Source organism: Vibrio nigripulchritudo, assembly GCF_027924785.1.
Taxonomy (GTDB): Bacteria; Pseudomonadota; Gammaproteobacteria; order Enterobacterales; family Vibrionaceae; genus Vibrio; species Vibrio nigripulchritudo.
Window position 1 is genome coordinate 476,188 of record NZ_AP027050.1, and the last position, 19,608, is coordinate 495,795.

Genomic DNA, 19,608 nt, shown 5'->3' on the forward strand with positions numbered 1-19,608 from the left:
TGATATGTCATTGAATATCAGTAAGTCGACACTGCAACGCTGGGCGCCCGTTTTGGTGCTGGTGGTGTTGTGTTTGATACTTACCGCCATCAATCCCAATTTCTTTTCGATTCGCAATTTTGCGCGTATTGCCACAGCCTCTGCTGCGCCACTTATGGTCGCGATTGGCGTGACTTTCATTATTCTGATGGGGTCGATTGACCTGTCAATGGAAGGGATTGTCGCATTCAGTGGAGCCATGCTCGCCATCTTGATTGGCTATTTCGGCGGGTTCGAATCCTGGGGCTGGCTTGCCATTCCACTGGCACTGCTTATTGGTGCTGCGCTGGGTCTGGTGAACGGCTTGTTGCACGTGATGCTCAGAATCCCTTCGTTTCTCGCCAGTCTGGGTATGGGGTTTACCTGCATCGGGTTAACCATGTTCCTGACAGACGGAAACCGTATTCAAGCCAAAGACAGCGTATTTCGAATGCTGCTGACCGAGCGATTCTGGGGCTTCCCACTGATGGTATACGCCGCACTCGCGGCACTGGTTCTGGCGTGGTTTATTCAGAATCACACGTCATTAGGCAGACACTTCTACGCCATAGGAGGAGGGGAAGAACTGGCACACGCATCGGGTGTGAAAGTGAACCGAGTTCGCGTGCTGGGGTTCGCACTGGCCGGGGCATTCTTTGCCGCAGGCGCAATATTTGCGGTGGCGCGTATTGGCTCTGTCGCCAGTAACCTCGGAGACGGATACATGTTCATTGCCATTACCTCAGTGGTTGTTGGGGGTACGGCACTTACAGGGGGTGTCGGAGGTGTCTGGCAAAGCCTGATTGGTGTACTGATCGTCAACGTTATCAACAATGGCATGGTTCTGGTGGGCTTCCCTACCTACATCCAGCAAGGCGTTCTCGGGCTGATGGTGATTCTTGCCGTCGCACTTGCCACTAACCGCCAACTGGCGCAGCTCGTCAAATAGGAGTTTCTGATGTTGCAGTTTGTAGACGTAGATAAAACCTTCCCTGGCGTGCATGCCCTGAAAAAAATTAACTTCGAAATTCACCCCGGTGAAGTAGTTGGGTTAGTCGGGGAAAACGGAGCGGGTAAATCGACCCTGATGAAGGTGATTTACGGCGCTTATCAACATGATGGCGGCCAGGTTCTGATAGACGGACAGCCCGTTAAATTTGAAAACCCAAGACAGGCGATGACTCAGGGGATCGGAATGGTATTCCAGGAGCAGTCCCTCATCCTTAATCTGAGTGTGATGGAAAACCTGTTCTTAGGGTTTGAAGACCAGTTCAAGACCTTTGGCATTTTGAACTGGAAAGCCATGGCAGAAGCTGCCCGTGTTCAGCTTAAAAAAGTGAAGCTGGATATTGACCCAAGCGTAATTACTTCGAGCCTTTCTTTTACCCAAAGGCAGCTGGTGGAGCTGGCAAAGGTACTGGCACTTGAAGAGCGCGTGGATGGCGATCTGGTGATCTTGCTGGATGAGCCTACATCGGTGTTACCAAGAAAAGAGATTGAACTGCTGTTTGCCTTGGTCAGAGAGCTGACATCACGCGCTTCTTTTGTGTTTGTTTCTCATCGAATGGATGAGGTAATCGAACTGTCTGATCGAGTTTATGTGATGAAAGATGGCGAAGTGGTTGAGCACCTAAAGCGCGAAGAATGTGACATCAAAAACATTCAACGCAAAATGGTGGGGCGGGATGTCGATCAGGAATACTACCGCGAAAACAAGCAAAAGCCTTATGACAGCCAGACACCACTTATAAAAGTGAGCCAGCTATCCAAGAGTCAGGCGTATCAGGACATCAACTTTGAACTGCACGCAGGTGAAGTTCTTTGCTTGGTCGGCACTGAAGGGTGTGGCAGCGAAGCGGTGATGAGAACACTGTTTGGTCTGGAGAGACAGGATGCAGGTGAAGTCCTCATCTCTGGCTCAGGCAAAGGGGCAGAGAGTGTCACGCAGGCGGTCAGTTCTGGAGTGGGGTACATTCCACGTGAGCGCAAGATCGAAGGCATAGTTGGTGGTATGTCGGTATTCGAAAACATCACCTTGTCCGACATGCACAATTACGCCAAGTCGGGCGTATTGGATGTGCCGAAGGAGCGGGCAGTCGCCGAGAAATGGGTATCAAACCTCTCCATTAAAACGCCGACCATCGACACCTTATGTTCCCGCTTGTCGGGAGGAAATCAGCAAAAAGTCGTGCTGTCGAAATGGCGAAATAGCGGGGCGAAAATCATCTTGCTCGACCACCCAACTCGTGGGCTGGACATCGGCGCTAAGGAAGACGTTTACGAAATGGTGCGTGCCCTTTGTGATGATGGCTGTGGTGTGATCCTGATTGCCGACACCCTGGAAGAAGCCATCGGGCTTTCCCATACTCTGCTGGTGATGAAAGACGGTCAGGTCACGCAACGCTATGACAGCGCAGATGGCAAACCGGATCAGCAGGCACTGCTGTTTTATATGGTTTAAGGATAACGGATGTCTAGAACGAAAGTAATGTTGTCAGATAGACAGGAAAAGGAGCCGGGGAAAAACATGTGGAAATCGCTTAAAGGGACAGGAAAGTTGTCGGCCTATTTTCCGTTGATTACCTTGTTGATTCTTGTCTTGCTGGTGAGCTTGTACGATTCGAACTTTGTACGTATTCAGAACTTGCTGCAGCTCACCCAAGATATCTCAACGCTGTTTGTCATGGCATTGGGGATGACCTTTGTTATCTACATCGGCGGTATTGATCTGTCTTCCCAGTCGGTCGCCAGTATGACCACGGTGATTGTTACGCTGCTTCTGCCGACGTTAGGTGTGGGAGCCGCGTTAGCCGCGGTAGTGGTGGGTGCCTTGTTTGGCTTGATTTCCGGTTGGGTTCACGTTCGGTTCCGCATTGCCTCATTCATTGCCACGCTGGCAATCGGAGGTATTGCGTACTCGACGGGTCAGGTCGTATCGGGTCAGCGTTCAGGTTATATGGACGCCGCGGCAAGAAACGACAGCTTTGGCTGGATCGTGGGCAATACAGCGGGTATTCCTCACGAGATTCTGGTGGCGGCTGCACTGCTTATCATTTGTCTGGTAATAGAAAAGCGCACCATTTTAGGTCGAAGCTTCAAAGCCGTTGGAGCAGGGGAGCTGGCAGCGGTTGCCAGTGGATTACGTGTTAACCGAATCAAGATCGCCGCGTTTGCCCTTTCAGGTGCACTTGCTGCTTTTGCCGGAGTGATGCTGGCAGCCAGGCTGTCGGGCGGCTCACCCACCATGGCGGATCAGTTTCTGCTTCCCGCACTGGTGGCGGTGCTGATTGGTGGAACACCACTGACAGGCGGCGTTGGCGGGGTGTTAAATACCTTAGTGGGCGCCATGATTGTTGCCGTAGTGCGCACCAGTATGACCTACCTGCATGTTCCCGCACAGGCACAACAGATCTTCTTTGGTCTTGTGTTGATAGTTGCCATTGCGCTGACCATCGACAGAAGCAAAATCGATGTTCTGAAGTAACCCCCTTCAAAAATACAATCAGGAAGATAAGATCTTCCTGATTTTTCCTTCTACTCTCTTCTTGACCCGACTATAGGAACAGGGTTCAACTTAGAAGTTAAGAGACAGTGAAGGGTGAGTTATGTTGACGGTGACACAACTGGCGCGAGAGTTTGGTATTTCGCGTGCCACGATTTTGTATTACGAAAAAGAAGGGCTGCTTTTCCCTGCCAACCGTTCTGAAAACGGGTATCGATGGTATGGTACTAAGGAAGTGGAAAGGCTGGAAGCCATTACTTCTTATCGATCTTATGGATTGTCCGTTTCCCGTATTCGCGTATTGCTGGAGCAGAAAGGCAAATCTCAGACGCAGATCCTCAAAGAGCACTTTTCTCAGCTTGAGCAAGAAATTCAGACCCTCCGAAACCAGCAAAAAGCGATCGTTACCTTGTTACAGGAACCGGAAATGCTGACGAAGAACATCGTGACAAAAGCGCGGTGGGTACAGATTATGGAAGCCGCAGGATTCAGTGAAAGTGACATGGTCACGTGGCATCAGAAATTTGAAGCCATGGAGCCGAGTGAACATCATAAATTTTTGCAGTCACTCGGCATCGATGACGAGGAAATAAAGCGCATTCGTGACCTTTAATGATACTGCTCGCGATAGCTTCCCGGCGATACGCCTTTCCAGGTGGTGAACGCGCGAATAAAGGAATTGGCTTCCTGAAAACCCAGTAAGAACGAGATTTCGCCCAACGACATCTGGGATTTCTCCAAATAGTGATCCGCCAGTTCAGCGCGAACCGACTGCAACACCGACTGGTAGCTTTCCGCTTCGGCGGTCAGTTTTCGCTGTAAAGTGCGTTTACTCATCACCAGTTTTTCTGCGACTGTTTCAATGGCGCTGTTGCCTGCGGGCAGAGATTCCATCAATACCGCTTTAACACGCTCCGTCGTGGTGGCAGTTGAATCCAGATCGATCAGTTTCTGGTTCAGGCTGGACTCAAAAAATGCCCACATCGCGGCGTTGGAAGTTATAAAGGGTTTCAGCCCGTCCTCGGCTGAAAACTGAACTTGCACCAGCTCTCCTTGGGTTAGCTTGCAGCCAAAATATTCCTCATATTCCTGAACGCTTGGAGGTAGTTTGGGCAAAATGACTTTGGTGGGTTGCACTCGTTCGCGAGTGGCTAACCTTGTGAGTTGTGTAAAAAACACCACTTCAGTTAACGCTAACGATTCTGGTAAAGCGCCAACGTGCCCGTAACAACTGATGTTCAGGGTAGTGTGGGATTTTGAGAAATCCAGATCCAGAATCATGGGACCAATCAGTGGTTTGTATTGCTGGATGCGTTTCAACGCAGTATTGAGGTTAGGACTGCATATGGAGGCAAAAAGCGGTGGATCGAACGCCTCCACAGACAAGTGCTTCGCAATAAGAAGCGGAAATGCTCTTTCGCCTGCTGCTTTGGCTAACCCCTCCCATAGCTGGAAATACTCCAGTGGGGTCAACGTTGAGTTTGGGCGGCTGAAAAGGTCCGCAGGTAAGCCCGAATACGCCAGCACTGCGGCAACGTCAATGCCCATGTCAGTAACCAGTACCTTCCAGGAAGGAGACACAACGAACTTGCTGGCTCTTTTCATTGGTTGTTTTCTCTCTTATTAATGGCGTTGTATTAAGCGGTCTTTTCCATGGTTTTGCGCGACAGCTTCAATACTGTTTTACGCGGCAAAAATGGGGTGATCCAATTTAGCATAAACTTAAGCCCGCCCTCATTGAAAGCCACCAGTTCACCTTTTTCCATCGCAGTGTAGCCACATTCCGCGACGGAACGAGGTGACTTAGCGTTCTTGAATACATCCACGCCTTCAAGGTCGCCAGCAGCTACAAAACCAGTGGCGACTGCCCCCGGGCAAAGTGCGGTAACGGTCACTTTGGTGTTTGAAAGTTCTTCTGCCAATGCCTGTGAAAAAGACGTCACGAAGGCTTTTGTCGCGTAGTAGACCGCCTGAAGTGGTCCGGGAATAAAGGAAGCAGTGGAAGAAACGTTCAGGATTTGCCCTTGGTTACGTTCCACCATGCCTTTTAGGTACAGGTGACTGAGGTTCATCAATGTGGTGATATTGACTTGAACCATCGACTGCTCGGCAGCAAGTTCTCGTTCATGAAAAAGCCCATGACCACCAAAACCAGCGTTATTGATTAAGGTGTCAATCTGCAAGCCCAGAGATTCTGTCTGCTCAAAAACCTTGTTAGCGGCATCTGGCTGAGACAGGTCTTCGGCAATCACATGCACCTCAACCTTGTGGCTTTGCTTGAGTTCAGAGGCGAGGTTTTCTAGCTTGTTTTTGGAGCGAGCCACCAAAACGACATCGCCGCCTTTTTCTGCGTGAATCTTCGCCAGTTCCAAACCAATACCGCCTGATGCGCCTGTGATAAGTGCTGTGTTTGCCATGATGTGTCTCCTAATGTCGAATGCGTTGTTCGTTGATGTAGGAGTATCTTAGCCATTCCAATCGCGCCACTCACTAGCGAAAGACGACAACTCGCTAGCAAATGGCGCAACTTGGTTATGGAATGATGACAATTGGAGCGGTCAGCCGTTCATGATTTTCATCGAAGGGGAAGGAATAAGCGGGGCTTCAGTCTGGCTCTGAACCTCATCGAAACGGACACCTTCAGCGATTTCAGTCATGACCATTCCCTGAGAAGTGATTTCAAATACCCCCAGTTCTGTCACCACCATGTCGACCTGACCAGTGGCGGTTAAAGGAAGAGTACATTGTTTAAGAAGTTTGGGTTTGCCTTTGGCGGTGTGCTCCATGGCAATGATGACCTTTTTCGCCCCGACCACCAGATCCATTGCCCCTCCCATTCCCGGCACCATTTTCCCCGGCACTATCCAGTTGGCCAGGTTGCCTTGCTCGTCCACTTCTAGTGCACCCAAAACGGTGGCATCGACATGTCCACCGCGGATAATGGCAAACGAGTCGGCACTATTAAAATACCCAGCCCCTTCAACAGCGGTGATGTATTGGGCACCGGCGTTAACCAAATCCCAGTCTTTATTGGTTTCATCCGCCATTTCACCAATACCGAGTAAACCGTTTTCAGCCTGAAAGAGAATCTCTATTTCCGGGCTGATTTCATTGGCAACCAGTGTTGGTAAACCAATGCCTAAGTTCACCACATCACCGTCGTTAAACTCTTGGGCTACACGCTTGGCGATGCGTTGTCTGATTGCCTGTTTGGATATGCTCATCAGGATGCCTCTTTCTGGTAGATGTGGTCGACGTACAAGCTCAGAGTATGAATGGCTTCCGGCTGTATGCTGCCAATCTCCACCAGCTCTATGGCTTCAACAATCACGGTCTCTGCGGCGGTCGCCATGATAGGGTTAAAGTTCTGAGTGGTTTTGTTGTAGAAGACATTGCCACGTGTATCGACTTTGGAGCCACGAATCAAAGCCAGATCAGCTTTAAGTGGGGTTTCTAACAGAAAGGTTTCCCCATCAACTTCTACTGTTCTCTTTCCCTCTGCTACTAAGGTACCCAGCCCAGTCGGGGTTAATACTCCACCCAAGCCAGCCCCGCCCGCTCTTATCCTTTCCGCTAAAGTACCCTGAGGAACAAGTTCAACTTCCAAATCACCCGAATTCATCTGTGCACCGGTTTCAGGGTTTAACCCGATGTGGGAAGCGTAGAGCTTTTTTACTCGCTTTTGCGCGATCAGTCGGCTGACGCCGTGTTCCGGATAACCAGTGTCGGTGCTGATCAGGGTGATGCCTTTGATGTCATTCTCGATAAGCAGGCCTATCAAACCTTCTGGCGCACCTGTCGCCATAAAGCCACCAATCATGATGGTCATGTCGTCTTTGAGCAGTGAGGCAACGCCTTGTTTGTCGATGCTTTTTTTCATTGGCTTACCTACATGGTTTCACAATCACAGCGGTGCCCATGCCACCACCAACACACAAAGACGCCAGACCGAATTCGCTATTGTCTCTTCTTAGCTGGTAAACCAAGGTGGTGACAATGCGATTACCAGAAGCCCCAATGGGGTGACCGAGTGCTATGGCTCCACCATTTGGGTTACTGCGTTCAGTTATCCAGTGTTCCGATACATCATGTTGCTCGCTAAGCTGTTTAATCACGCCAAGTGACTGAGCAGCAAAAGCCTCATTGAGCTCAAAACAGTCTATCTGCCCGAGTGACATATCGGCTTTTCGCAGCGTATTGGCAATGGCGTTAACAGGACCAAGCCCCATTACTTCTGGCTCAATGGCAGCCTGACCGTATTCCACCAACTCAGCCAGCGGCATCAGGTTGTGTATTTTCACCGCACTGGCGGAAGCCAGCAAAATAGCGGATGCGCCATCATTAATCCCTGAGGCATTGCCAGCCGTTACACTGCCTTGTTTATCGAAAGCAGGACGAAGACCGCCCAGCTTTTCTAGAGTGCAGTCGCGCTTGGGAAATTCATCCTTCGCTATGGTGATTTCGGATTTGCGAGTGGCAATGGTGACGGGGGCAATTTCTTCATCAAAGCGCCCTTGGTCTTGAGCTTTAATGGCTTTTTGCTGGCTGCTGAGAGCGTATTCGTCCTGCTGCTGGCGTGATATATCAAGCTTATCGACAATGTTTTCTGCCGTGATACCCATAGGGTAATCATGAAAAGCATCGGTCAGACCGTCTTTTAAAATCGTATCGACCACCGTTTGATGCCCCATGCGGTGCCCGCGGCGATTATCACCAGAAAGCACAAACCCGGCGTTGGACATGCTTTCCATACCGCAGGTCATCACCACTTCGCAATCACCCGCACGAATATGGCTGGCGGCATCGGTCAGGGCTTTCATGCCACTGCCACAAATCATGTTAAGGGTATAAGCCGGGACTGATGACGGGATCCCAGCGTGGATCGAGGCTTGTCTTCCCGTTCCCATTCCATTGCCTGCGGAGAGCACATTCCCGACGATCACTTCATCTATTTTGTCGGGGGCAATACCTGATTGCTCAATAGCCGCTTTCATCGCATGTGCGCCAAGTTCAACCGCACTGAGTGAGGATAACCCTCCGTTGAAATTGCCTATAGGGGTACGCTTCGCAGCGACGATATAAATGGGTTCCATCTGATTTCCCTTCTTCCGGATCGTATTTTTTCCAGTGTAGGGAAGTTATTGATGTAGGTGTTACAAGCAGAAATTCAAAGCCACTTTGCATATTTGCAAACTTCGAGGTCTACTAGGGATTCAAAAAAAGAAAGCCAGAATTTGAAAAGGAATTTAAGAATAATGTGTTTAGAACATCTGGGGAATGTCGGGATATGATGTCGTTATCCAAACCCCAAGCCCGAAAACTCGCATTACTTTCACAAGGGTTACCGCCCAAGTCTCCTAAGTCTAACTCTCCTGCCCACACACTGAATGTGATGGAGCAAATCGGTTACGTACAGATTGATACTATTTCGGTGGTTCAGAGGGCGCATCACCACGTATTGTGGAGCCGAAACCCTAAATACCGACCGGAGCATCTCGATAAACTGATAGCCGACAAAAAAGTGGTGGAATACTGGTCACACGCTGCTTCTTTCCTTCCGATGAAGAACTATCGTTATACTTTGCCACGCAAAGTCGCCATCAAATCTGGCGAGCAAGCTCACTGGTATAAGAAAGACCACAAGTTAATGAACCACGTGATTACACGTATTCAGGAAGAGGGACCTTTACTCGCAAAAGATTTCGAATCAAAAGGCACCAAAATTAACGGTTGGGGCGCGAAACCCGCCAAACGAGCGCTTGAGTATCTCTTTATGCAGGGGGATTTAATGATTCCCGAGCGTCGAGGTTTTCAAAAAGTGTATGACCTCACTGAGCGCGTGTTGCCGTCTGATATTGATGTTTCTGTTCCTTCTCCTCAAGAACACGCGCGGTTTCTGGTTCTGAACTACCTGAAAGCCCACGGTTTAGGGACCATTCCCGAGTTTGTTTACCTACTCAAAAACGTAAAAACAGAGGTGGTCAGTGCCATTCAGCAATTGAATGAAGAACGGTTGATTGTTGAGGTGGACGTAGAAGGGAGCTCGTTTTGGGGGCTTTCGGAGTCTCTGTCTTTGCTAGACGCTAGGCTTAACCGCAAGCAAGCGAAAATCCTGTCGCCGTTCGATAATCTGCTGATCCAAAGAAAGCGCGCCAGTACTTTGTTCAATTTCGATTACTTGATTGAATGCTATGTCCCTGAAGGCAAGCGCCAGTACGGGTATTTCTGTCTACCCATTCTCTGGAATGGTTCGCTTGTCGCAAGAGCTGACTGTAAAGTCGATAAAAAAACCGCGACACTAAATGTGCTTCATTTATTTCTCGAATCTTCGCTCAAAAAGAAAGCGGATTTTCTGGAGGCGTTGGAGCAAGAGCTAGCGAGCTTTAGTGCGTTCAATCAATGCGAACACTTTAAAATCTGTAAGATCTCGGAGTGCAGGTAAGCCTGCTACTCCAGCAAGAATGACTTAAACAGTTTGGCGGCTGGGGAAGCCTTATGCTGAGGCTGATAATACAGGTTAAGGCTCCACTGGCTGGTTTGGTACTCTTCTAATAGCTGAACCAGCTCCCTTGTTTCCAGTTTGGGCTGAACAATGAATTCCGGCAGATAGGCAATGCCCGCTCCTTTCAACACGCCCTGCAACAATAAATCGCTGTCGTTCACCTCCAGCGATTTTGGCACTTTGACAATCAGAGTCTCTTTATCTTTTTTGAATATCCAGTCGTTACTGCCTGTCAGCGTGGTTGCGAACAGGCACTGGTGTTCGGATATATCGGTCGGATCGTTTGGTTTACCGTGTTTCTCAAGATATTTCGGTGAGGCGACAGGAATAAAAGGATCGGACATCAACTCTCGGCGGACAAGGTGAACGTCTCTGTCTCGGTATCCCTGATAATGGGCGTTTGCGCTGATGATGAGATCTGCTTTATCAGAATAATCCAACGCCCAGGGGGTCACATTCAGGTTGAATGTTACTTTGGGGTGCGTTTTCATGTACTCAGAAATTTTGTCCATTAAGAAGTGGTTGGCGTACACAGGAGTACAAGCCACATTGATATGCCCATTGGTTTCACTTTGAAAACCTTCCAGTTTGCGACGAATTTGTTCCGTGTTATCGACAATTGGAGCAAATTCATCAAACAGAGTCTGACCTGCTGGGGTGGGAGTGAGCAGCCGGTTGGAGCGATGGCACAGCGTCATCCCAAAGTGTTGTTCCAGTTCCTGCAACCAACGGCTCCCAGCCGATACAGAAAGTTCAAATTCTCTGGCAGCTGCCGAAATAGAGCCAGTGCGAATTACCGAAACAAAGAACGCCATTTTGTCGAGCATATCAGACCCTAGATACTGAAACCTTTATCTGGACTTTAAACGAAACTGCGAATTCTTGGTTCAGAAGAGAGTGAAAATGTGAATTTGAGTGGTGTTCAGTCCTGCAAAGCAGGGCGTAAAAAACGGTTATTGGGGGATAGAATCGCACGTGATAAGAAGTTTGTTATTACCTTTTCGAAGTGTAATGTGAGACGACATACTGCCTTCGCTTTGTTCCCGAATTGAACTTCGTGTTATGAGCACTTCATCGTTTCTCTTGATGATAGTGTTAAACGCACTGACAAACGGCTTAGAAACGGAATGTTCAACAACGACTGCGTTCGCTAACGAAACTTCAATATCTGGGTATGAAAATAGCGAATAGCTTTCTGATTTATAGTCGGGCTTTAGAGCGACAGGTTTGGCAATAACCATCTTTCCTTCGCCCTGTAAGTAACCTTCGTTTAATAGCGCACAGCTAATCTGTGATGCAAAAACACTTGGTGCGGAAAATCCTGCGAACAAGATAATGAGCGATGTAGCAAAGGCAATTTTCATCACAATTCCAAAGTCATTTTTATGGAGCGTTACTCTAAATCAAAAACAGCATGGCTTTTAACTAACCATGCTGTTTTGCGATCAGGTGTAGACGTTTTCAATTTAAATTCTTACTTCGGGCTCGCATCCGAAAAGGCTGATAGGGCAAGGCAGTTGCTCTCTATTTCTTTCAGCCTTGGGTACGCCGCCAGATTGAACTCGAAGCGGTGCGCGTTAAAGAGTTGCGGTATCAGGCAGATATCGGCAAGCGTTGGGCTCTCACCACAGCAGAAAGTTGAATCAGATTTAGACAGCTTTTGCTCCAAGCCATTAAAACCTTCTTTTAACCAATGGTGATACCATGCCATTTTTTCTTCCTCGCTGTGCCCCAATTCACTAGTCAGGTGTTTCAGTATGCGGAGGTTGTTTAGCGGGTGAATGTCGCAGGTAACATCGTAAGCCAGTGCGCGGCATTGTGCTCTTTCAACCGGGTGCTCAGGTAAAAGTGGAAGCTCTGGGTAGAGTTCATCAAGGTACTCGATGATGGCCAAAGACTGAGTGATGATGTTGCCCTGCGTTTCTAAGGCGGGCACTAATCCTGCCGAGTTCACATCCAGATACTCTGAACTTTTCTGATCACCATCCAGCAAAGAAACAGGGATAGACTCGCAGTCCACCCCCTTTAGGTTCAAAGCAATCCTCACTCTGTATGCCGCACTGGAACGAATGTAATCGTACAGTTTCATTGGTTTTCCTTAATCCAATTGATATTTGGCAACCGTTTGATCAATCTTTCCGAACAATGAATTGCCGTCTTTATCGAACATTTCAATTTCCACTCTATCACCGTACGTCATAAACGGAGTTAAAGCCTCACCTGAATCAATGATTTCAAGCATACGCTTTTCTGCCAAGCAGCATGATCCTTTGCTGCGATCAATGTTGGAAACAGTACCAGAACCAATGATGGTGCCCGCAGCAAGGTGTCGGCTTTTCGCAACATGAGCAACAAGCTGGTGGAAGTTGAATGTCATATCTACCCCAGCTTCTGGTGAGCCAAATTTTTCGCCGTTAAGGTGAACATGAAGTGGGAGATGTACCTTACCTTCGCTCCATGCGTCATTCAGTTCATCAGGTGTGATGGCTACGGGCGAAAATGCTGAAGCTGGCTTTGACTGGAAGAAGCCAAACCCTTTGGCGAGTTCACCCGGAATCAGGTTGCGCAGCGACACATCGTTAACCAGCATGAGTAGCTTGATGTGTTTTTCTGCGTTTTCAGGTTGGGTGCTCATCGGTACATCGTTGGTGATGACCGCAATTTCACCTTCAAAATCGCAACCCCATTTATCATCAGCGAGTTGAATTGTTTCACGGGGACCGAGAAAACCATCTGACATCCCCTGGTACATCAAAGGGTCGCTCCAGAAGCTTTCCGGCATGGTTGCGCCCCTTGCCTTGCGAACCAGCTCGACGTGATTTACATATGCACTGCCATCAGCCCACTGAAAGGCACGGGGGAGTGGGGAAGCGCAATCTTGCTCGTTGAACTGAAAGGCTTCTGGAACTTCGCCTGCGTTCAGTGCCTGATAGCGAGCTTCCAGCTTAGGCGAAATTTCTGTCCAGTTGTCCAAAGCAGATTGAAGGGTAGGCGTAATATCTGTTGCCAGCGCAGCATGCGTCAGGTCGCGAGACACAACGACCAGTTTCCCGTCTCTTCCGTGCTTGAGTGATGCGAGTTTCATCCAGTGTTCTCCTCAATTTTATGATGTTGTTATAGGTTATTTACTTGGCCGGGGTGCGCCAGGAATAAACGTAATCCGGGTTTTCTACCGACTTGGCAGTGTCTGTCATATCCAGTGGGATCCGAGTATCTATCATGACTGCCACTTCATCGGTTTCCTTTTTAGGGTTGCTCTGGCTTGCGGCTAATGCCTTAGGGTGCGGGCCATGTGGAAAACCGCAGGGGTGGAGTGTGATCATGCCAGCATCAATATTGTCTCGGCTGAAGAAGTCACCTTTGTGATAGAAAAGCACTTCATCGTAGTCGTCGTTGTTGTGGTAGAACGGCACTTTAAGCGCACCCGGATCGGTCTCGATCGGGCGAGGGACAAAGGTACAGATAACAAAACCGTCTGCCACAAATGTAGTATGGGCGGAAGGTGGCAAATGGTAGCGGTGGCTCATCAACGGGCGAATTTCGCGCCAGTTCAGGCGAAACACGGTTAGGTTGCCTTTCCAGCCAACGGCGTCGAGTGGGTTAAACGGATAAGTCACACGGTTTAATTTGTTGCGGCTTTTGATGTGCACTTTCCAGCTTTCATTGCTGCTTTTCTGGCGATTGAATGCATCATCGATTTTCGGGTGAACCAATACCGCCGGGTCGAAGATGGCATGATCGCCCACCATACCGCGATCCGCACTCATATAAGAGCTGTTGGTGGCTTCTATCATTAGCATCACGACCTGATCTTCGGTTTCTATTCGCCATGATGTAGATCTTGGGATCACCAGATAATCCCCTTCACTAAAACGGATATGCCCGTAATCGCAAAACAGTGAACCTTCCCCTTGGTGGATAAACAGGCAGTCATCGCCATCACCATTTCTTACCAGATGTTTCATGCTTTCACTGGTCTTCCAGATCCGGACCCGAACATTGGCATTTTCCAGCAGGTTAGGCGCAGAAAGCGGACAGCTTTCATCGACTTCAACCTTGTTGGTATCAAATGCATGAGGGCGTAATTCGCCTTCCCATTCTGTCCACCCGGTTGGGGCGTGTTCGTGATACATGTGAGTAGCCGGACCAAAAAAGCCTTCTTTTCCCACTTCACGTTCAAACGCATTCTCTGGCAAATCACAGTGAGCCTGTACCGACGCTTCCCCTTCTTTTAAAGGGAAAGAAAACCATTTACGCATAACCTTCTCCTTGGTTTTCGACAACCAATTTATAAGATTGATGATCGAATTATAGTTTCAAATGTAACTAATTTGTATGTATGTTAGCCATCATTTAACCGTTAAATCAACAAAAATTTATCATATCGGTTACTTTTCTGTTGCATTTGATACTTTCGTGTGGTTGTATTTTTAACGTTGGTTACGAATTGACCTAAGGTTTGATTCGGAGAAATGGAAACACCAACACCTATAAATAAAATTACAAATGAAACCAAATGGAGTTCGACATGAGGAAGTTAAACTGGGCTGTGGGCGCTCTGGCCACGGTGTGTGTAAGTGCATCATTCCCTTCAATTGCTGCGGATAAAACCCTTCTTATTAGTTCTTGGGCATCCCCGAATCACGGGATTAACAAGATCGTGTGGCCAACGTGGGGGCAGTGGGTAAGCGATGCCACTGACGGGCGAGTGAAAGTCAAAGTGGAATACAATATGGGTCCACCCCCAGCTCAAGCCGATATGATTGCTGATGGTATTGGTGATGTGACCTGGTTTTTCCACGGATTTAAGCCCGGTCGGTTTGAACTGACTAAGTTGCCAGAAATTCCTACTTTCGATAACACCCTGTCTTCAGAAGACGCTTCCATTGCCTACTGGCGAGTGTTCGATAAATACCTGAAAAAGGGGAAAGAACACCGTGGACTGGTCGTGTTAGGTGTTGGTGTACATGGACCCGGCTCGATCATTACCCGCGAGAAAGTGTCGACGTTCGATGATTTAAAAGGCAAGAAAATGCGCATTGCGGGCGATGTCATGTCGACCATAGGTAAGAACATGGGTGTTGCCCCAGTGGCGCTGCCCCCAACTAAAGTTTACGAAGCTCTGTCGCAAGGAGTGGTGGACGGCGCATTCTTTACACTCGAAACCCTCAAAAGCTTCCGCCTAAATGAAGTGGCACCTAATGTCGTGACCTTTCCGGGGGGCTTATATCGCGGCAGCTTCAGCATTTTGATGAACCCGGATACGCTGGATGGTCTGTCTGAAGAAGATCGCAAAGCACTATTGTCTGTATCTGGCGAGAAGCTGTCTCGTCTGTTTGGACAAATGATGGATCAGGCAGATGAAGCCGGGGTAAAAGACACACTGGCAAAACAGGGCAACATTCAGGAAGCAACACCGGAAATGATTGCACAGGCGAAAACCTATGCAGAAGGTTTGGAAAAAGCCTGGCTGAAAAAAGCCAAAAAGCGCCGTATCTCCGACCCAGAGGGTGCTCTGACCTACTATCGCGAACAGGTTAAGTCTCTGGGAGCTGAATAATGAGCCCTGTACTGAATCTTGCAGGAGGAATACGTCGGTGTCTGGAGGTACTGGCGTCACTCGCACTACTAATGATGCTGGTGGTGACAGTGATTGATGTGGTCGGGCGTTACTTTTTCAATGCTCCCTTACCCGGCGGAGTAGAGTTGGTAGAAATTTTACTGGCATTGGTGGTGTTTGCGGCTTTTCCTCTGATTACCTGGAATGAAGAACACATCTGCGTGGATTTACTGGATGACTGGTTTCCTCGTGCGATGATCGATTTGCGCCAGTTTGTCATCAGTCTGGGGTGCGCGTTTGCTCTTGGTCTGGTGGCATGGAAAGTGTGGGGGTTAGGCTCTCGCTCTCTTTCTTATGAGGAAGAGACAGATATTCTGGCTATTCCACTGGGCTACGTGATGTACTTTATCTCGATAACCGGATGGCTATCGATGGTAATGACGCTACTGCTTGCGGTGCTGTATTTGGCTAAGAAAGGACCAATGTCGGCGCAATCGGCAGAAGGAGAGCAACCATGACAGTGACATTAATTGGTTTTGCTGTTCTTCTCGCGTTGGTGCTGTTCCGCATTCCTCTCGCTTATGCGATGGGCATCGTTGGGTTTGTCGGGTTCGGCGTTCTGGTCGACTACAACTGGACAGCCACACTTTCGATGGCAGCAAGGCGCATCATCGATACAGGACAGGATTATAGCCTGTCGGTGATCCCACTCTTCGTTCTGATGGGTAACCTTGTCAATCGAGCTGGTCTCTCTCAGGAATTGTATGCAGCCAGTAATGCGTTTGTTGGTCACCGGAAAGGTGGGTTGTCGATGGCGACCATTCTGGCGTGTGGCGGATTCTCTGCCATCTGTGGTTCCAGCCTGGCAACAGCGGCTACCATGTCCAAAGTTGCTATGCCGCCAATGCGCAAATACGGCTATCAGGACAGCCTTGCAGCCGCTTCCATTGCCGCGGGTGGCACCTTGGGGATATTGATTCCGCCCAGTGTCATGCTGGTGGTGTACGGCTTGCTGACAGAAACTAGCATTCGAGAGCTGTTTGCCGCAGGGCTGATCCCCGGTCTGTTAGGTGTCGGGCTTTATCTGGCGGCGGTGAGATGGGCGGTATTCAGAAATCCGAATTCTGCGCCTCCAATGGAAAAACTGCCGTGGCGCGAGCGCTGGCTGGCACTGAAAGGCGTCTTCTCAACGATTGCTCTTTTTGTGCTAGTGATGGGGGGAATATACGCAGGTATCTTTACCCCAACCGAAGCGGCGGGTATTGGTGCGGCAGGCGCGCTAGTCATCGCAGGGCTAAAAGGTCAGCTTAACCGGAAGGTTCTGCATGAAGTGTTACTGGATTCTGCGAAAACCACAGCGGTATTGTTCAGTGTGGTGATTTCAGCGCTGATCTTCTCCAACTTCATCAACCGTGCAGGTTTTACCGATGCACTGCTGGAATTTGTGACCAGTATGGATATGACCCCTTTCATGGTCATGGCAGTGATTCTGCTGATATACATTTTGCTGGGGTGCATTTTCGAGAGCATGTCGATGTTGCTGCTGACCGTGCCCATTTTCTTCCCACTTGTACAAAGTTTGGGCTTTGACTTGGTCTGGTTCGGTATTCTGGTGGTCGTAGTCACAGAAATCAGCCTGATCACGCCACCCGTCGGGATGAATGTGTTTGTATTGTCTGGCGTAATGAAAGACATTAAAACCAAAACTATATTTCGCGGAATAGTCCCATTCTGGACTGCCGACATGCTGCGTCTGGTGCTGATTGCACTGATCCCAGCGTTGTCTCTGGCTCTGCCGAATTGGTTGTACAGTGGTTGATTGAGGTATACATCTTATGGGGCAGTTTACATTTTCACTTGACGAGTTCTTACCCTACAAGCTCGTCAGAACCGCAGAGCAGGTCGCGGATAGCCTGGCAGAACTCTATCAAAAAGAGTTTGGCATAACCCGACCGGAATGGCGCATTATTGCCAACTTAGGTGCTCGTGAAGATGTGATTGCCCGTGACCTCTCGGATGTCACTAATCTGGACAAAGTCAAAGTGTCCAGAACCTTAGCCAGGCTGGAAGAAAAAGAACTCATCACCCGTGAAAAAACCGAGAACGATCAACGTGCGACGCACATTCAACTGACTGAGAAAGGTCAGGAGTTGTATGAAAGAATCATTCCCCGTGCTTTGCAGTGGGAGTCCGAAATACTTGATGGTTTAACGGGCTCTCAGTATCGCGATCTGTTTCGCGCACTGGATGCATTAAAACAGTCTACCGATGCGGTTTACCAAAAGCACTCAGGTAAAGGCTAACTACGCAAACATCCGTCATGTAAACACCAGTCAGCCACGAGTTTTAACACCCTCTGCTATGCTCAAAGTGATGATGAATTCTCGTCATTACTTTTTTATTTGTTGTCGTTTAGGTAAGGGTTGTTATGGTTTTACGTTTTCTCGGAATAATGCTGGCTATGCTTGTTCATTCTCATGCAATGGCGACCAGCGCATCTTCGGCATCAATTCAGGTCGTCACAGGTAACCTTCCCCCTTATGCCTATGTAAAAGACGAAAGATTAGAAGGCGTAGCGACTGATATCGTTCGCGAAATCATGCGTCGGGTAGGTCATGAAAAGCCGATTCGAACGGAGCCTTGGAAACGGACCGTCACCAAATCGGTGTCTGGGAGACTGTCTTTCCCATTTGCCCGAATTCCGCCACGTGAGGGCAAATACAAATGGATAGGACCTATCCTGCAAGACAGCTTTTCCTTTGCGACACTGGAATCGGATGAAGCAACTTACCTAAGTTCGGATGACTTCAAAGCCAAAACCATCGGGGTGAATCGCGGTGCGCCAACGGCAGGCAGGCTGAAGAAGATGGGTTTTGAAAACTTAAACGAAGCCCGAAGTGAATCCGCCAACGTGAAAATGCTACAGGCGAAACGCATTGATGGCTGGTACTCCACACGGCTGATGATTCAGTCTCACATGGGGAAAGAAGGCGTGCCGTTCAAAGTCGCCTACGATGATCTGCCCATTGAGATGTATGTCGCTGCCTCGCTAGACATTCCCGACAGCATTGTAGAGAAATGGCAGGCAGCACTGGATAAGATGAAAGAAGACGGCACTTATGAAGCGATATTAGATCGCCACAGTGTCAGGCTTCCTTAGCTTAACGCTTTAATATTCATAAACATTAAACTCTTTGAGCAGGGCGTCATAAGTGCCATCTGCTCTCAATTCACTCAATCCTTTGTTAAAAGCGTGCACCACTTCCTGTCCGTCTGGAATGTTTTTGGACACAAGCAGGTAAAGAGGGGAACGGCTGAGTGGCGGCTGAATGTAAACCACATCATCCAGTTTGCTGTGGCTCAGGGCTCTAGCTTCATAACGGAAGACGGCGAAGGAAACCGCGATCATATCGACGCGTTCGCGAAACAGCTTCCTCACATTCAGAATCTGATTTGAAGCCTCTTCTTTGGTGAGGTAATCCGCACGGTCAAACTCTTTCCCGTTTGCCCAGCCTAAGCTGACTCCGATTCGATAAGGCTTCAAATCCTCTAACGATTCGTAGCGCTTCACGCCCAATTTGTTTAGTGCGACTAGCCCAACATCTACATTGAAAATTGGGTCGCTGTAGAAATATTTTTCTGCACGCTCTTCGGAGTAATAACCGCCCATTGCGACATCGTATTCTCCTTTTTCTACCACTGCGAGAGCCCGTTTCCACGGAGTGAATCTTATGCTGCTCGAATAGTGAGAACGCAGAAATGCTTCCTGCACTATTGCAGTCACAACACCATTTCTTTTGAGCTCAGAGCCGTAGAAAGGGGCCCAGTCTACCGTCACCATTTTTACGGTTCTGGCATGAGCACCAACAGAAAAAAATGAGCATGCGAAAATAAAAGCGATAAATAAGGGTCTAATAACCAACATAACGTGTGTTCCGGGTTCTTTGTTTTTTTAGTAAGTATAGGAGCTGGTTAAAAAACGTACTTGCGTTTTGTATGTGGTGCAGGTAAACCTAAGTTAACCGC

General features: G+C 48.7%; 21 protein-coding genes. 10 read left to right on the forward strand and 11 right to left on the reverse strand.

Features of this window, described 5'->3' with window-relative positions:
* Positions 1-4 precede the first annotated feature (4 nt).
* The 4 genes from QMG91_RS20430 to QMG91_RS20445 all read left to right on the forward strand — a co-directional run bounded on the left by QMG91_RS20430 (position 5) and on the right by QMG91_RS20445 (position 4,133).
* Positions 5-967 (forward strand): ABC transporter permease, encoded by a 963-nt coding sequence (locus QMG91_RS20430; RefSeq protein WP_022560898.1) that lies wholly within the window; start codon positions 5-7, stop codon positions 965-967.
* 9 nt (positions 968-976) lie between these two features.
* Positions 977-2,479: a sugar ABC transporter ATP-binding protein gene (locus QMG91_RS20435; protein ID WP_022605036.1), complete on the forward strand. Its 1,503-nt coding sequence runs from the start codon at positions 977-979 to the stop codon at positions 2,477-2,479.
* Positions 2,480-2,488: 9 nt separating this feature from the next.
* A complete protein-coding gene (locus QMG91_RS20440) occupies positions 2,489-3,502 on the forward strand; it encodes an ABC transporter permease (RefSeq protein WP_022590925.1) in 1,014 nt (337 codons plus the stop codon).
* A 121-nt stretch (positions 3,503-3,623) separates the two neighbouring features.
* Positions 3,624-4,133, forward strand: coding sequence for a MerR family transcriptional regulator (locus tag QMG91_RS20445; protein ID WP_281831805.1), 510 nt, complete (start codon positions 3,624-3,626; stop codon positions 4,131-4,133).
* Here QMG91_RS20445 and QMG91_RS20450 read toward each other — a convergent pair.
* The 5 genes from QMG91_RS20450 to QMG91_RS20470 form a co-directional block, all read right to left on the reverse strand.
* Positions 4,130-5,125: an AraC family transcriptional regulator gene (locus QMG91_RS20450; RefSeq protein ID WP_281831806.1), complete on the reverse strand. Its 996-nt coding sequence runs from the start codon at positions 5,123-5,125 to the stop codon at positions 4,130-4,132. The two genes, QMG91_RS20445 and QMG91_RS20450, sit on opposite strands and share 4 nt — an antisense overlap.
* 32 nt (positions 5,126-5,157) lie before the next feature.
* The gene (locus QMG91_RS20455) at positions 5,158-5,937 is read right to left on the reverse strand and encodes an SDR family NAD(P)-dependent oxidoreductase (protein WP_281831808.1); all 780 of its coding nucleotides are present in this window, start codon (positions 5,935-5,937) and stop codon (positions 5,158-5,160) included.
* A 141-nt stretch (positions 5,938-6,078) separates the two neighbouring features.
* Positions 6,079-6,744, reverse strand: coding sequence for a 3-oxoacid CoA-transferase subunit B (locus tag QMG91_RS20460; RefSeq protein WP_281831809.1), 666 nt, complete (start codon positions 6,742-6,744; stop codon positions 6,079-6,081).
* Positions 6,744-7,400, reverse strand: coding sequence for a CoA transferase subunit A (locus QMG91_RS20465; RefSeq protein ID WP_281831810.1), 657 nt, complete (start codon positions 7,398-7,400; stop codon positions 6,744-6,746). Before QMG91_RS20465 ends, QMG91_RS20460 begins: the two co-directional genes overlap by 1 nt.
* Before the next feature lie 4 nt (positions 7,401-7,404).
* Positions 7,405-8,613, reverse strand: a complete 1,209-nt coding sequence (locus tag QMG91_RS20470) for an acetyl-CoA C-acetyltransferase (protein WP_281831811.1) — start codon at positions 8,611-8,613, stop codon at positions 7,405-7,407.
* A gap of 194 nt (positions 8,614-8,807) precedes the next feature.
* On the opposite strand from QMG91_RS20470, the gene QMG91_RS20475 reads away from it, so the two are divergent.
* Positions 8,808-9,962 carry a winged helix-turn-helix domain-containing protein gene (locus tag QMG91_RS20475; protein ID WP_281832683.1) on the forward strand — a complete coding sequence of 385 codons (1,155 nt, stop codon included), beginning with the start codon at positions 8,808-8,810 and terminating at the stop codon, positions 9,960-9,962.
* 5 nt (positions 9,963-9,967) lie between these two features.
* On the opposite strand, the gene QMG91_RS20480 is transcribed toward QMG91_RS20475, so the two are convergent.
* The 5 genes from QMG91_RS20480 to QMG91_RS20500 all read right to left on the reverse strand — a co-directional run bounded on the left by QMG91_RS20480 (position 9,968) and on the right by QMG91_RS20500 (position 14,281).
* Positions 9,968-10,849 carry a LysR family transcriptional regulator gene (locus QMG91_RS20480; protein ID WP_281831813.1) on the reverse strand — a complete coding sequence of 294 codons (882 nt, stop codon included), beginning with the start codon at positions 10,847-10,849 and terminating at the stop codon, positions 9,968-9,970.
* Positions 10,850-10,975: 126 nt separating this feature from the next.
* On the reverse strand, positions 10,976-11,386 hold the full coding sequence (locus QMG91_RS20485; RefSeq protein WP_281831815.1) for a hypothetical protein: 411 nt from the start codon (positions 11,384-11,386) through the stop codon (positions 10,976-10,978).
* A 110-nt stretch (positions 11,387-11,496) separates the two neighbouring features.
* On the reverse strand, positions 11,497-12,111 hold the full coding sequence (maiA, locus tag QMG91_RS20490; protein WP_045965751.1) for a maleylacetoacetate isomerase: 615 nt from the start codon (positions 12,109-12,111) through the stop codon (positions 11,497-11,499).
* A 9-nt stretch (positions 12,112-12,120) separates the two neighbouring features.
* Positions 12,121-13,107, reverse strand: coding sequence for a fumarylacetoacetate hydrolase family protein (locus QMG91_RS20495; protein ID WP_281831817.1), 987 nt, complete (start codon positions 13,105-13,107; stop codon positions 12,121-12,123).
* Positions 13,108-13,147: 40 nt separating this feature from the next.
* Positions 13,148-14,281, reverse strand: coding sequence for a homogentisate 1,2-dioxygenase (locus tag QMG91_RS20500; protein WP_281831818.1), 1,134 nt, complete (start codon positions 14,279-14,281; stop codon positions 13,148-13,150).
* Positions 14,282-14,550: 269 nt separating this feature from the next.
* On the opposite strand from QMG91_RS20500, the gene QMG91_RS20505 reads away from it, so the two are divergent.
* The 5 genes from QMG91_RS20505 (at position 14,551) to QMG91_RS20525 (ending at position 18,742) form a co-directional block, all read left to right on the forward strand.
* The gene (locus tag QMG91_RS20505) at positions 14,551-15,582 is read left to right on the forward strand and encodes a TRAP transporter substrate-binding protein (protein ID WP_281831819.1); all 1,032 of its coding nucleotides are present in this window, start codon (positions 14,551-14,553) and stop codon (positions 15,580-15,582) included.
* Entirely contained in the window at positions 15,582-16,100 is a 519-nt protein-coding gene (locus QMG91_RS20510; protein WP_004402461.1) for a TRAP transporter small permease, read from the forward strand. The genes QMG91_RS20505 and QMG91_RS20510 overlap by 1 nt, the downstream gene beginning before the upstream one ends.
* The gene (locus QMG91_RS20515; RefSeq protein ID WP_022590939.1) at positions 16,097-17,401 is read left to right on the forward strand and encodes a TRAP transporter large permease; all 1,305 of its coding nucleotides are present in this window, start codon (positions 16,097-16,099) and stop codon (positions 17,399-17,401) included. Before QMG91_RS20510 ends, QMG91_RS20515 begins: the two co-directional genes overlap by 4 nt.
* Before the next feature lie 16 nt (positions 17,402-17,417).
* Positions 17,418-17,885: a MarR family winged helix-turn-helix transcriptional regulator gene (locus tag QMG91_RS20520; RefSeq protein WP_281831820.1), complete on the forward strand. Its 468-nt coding sequence runs from the start codon at positions 17,418-17,420 to the stop codon at positions 17,883-17,885.
* Positions 17,886-18,010: 125 nt separating this feature from the next.
* Positions 18,011-18,742 carry a substrate-binding periplasmic protein gene (locus QMG91_RS20525; protein ID WP_281831821.1) on the forward strand — a complete coding sequence of 244 codons (732 nt, stop codon included), beginning with the start codon at positions 18,011-18,013 and terminating at the stop codon, positions 18,740-18,742.
* 9 nt (positions 18,743-18,751) lie between these two features.
* Here the strand turns inward: QMG91_RS20525 and QMG91_RS20530 are convergent, their stop codons facing one another.
* Positions 18,752-19,507: a substrate-binding periplasmic protein gene (locus tag QMG91_RS20530; protein ID WP_281831822.1), complete on the reverse strand. Its 756-nt coding sequence runs from the start codon at positions 19,505-19,507 to the stop codon at positions 18,752-18,754.
* Between the last annotated feature and the right edge of the window lie 101 nt (positions 19,508-19,608).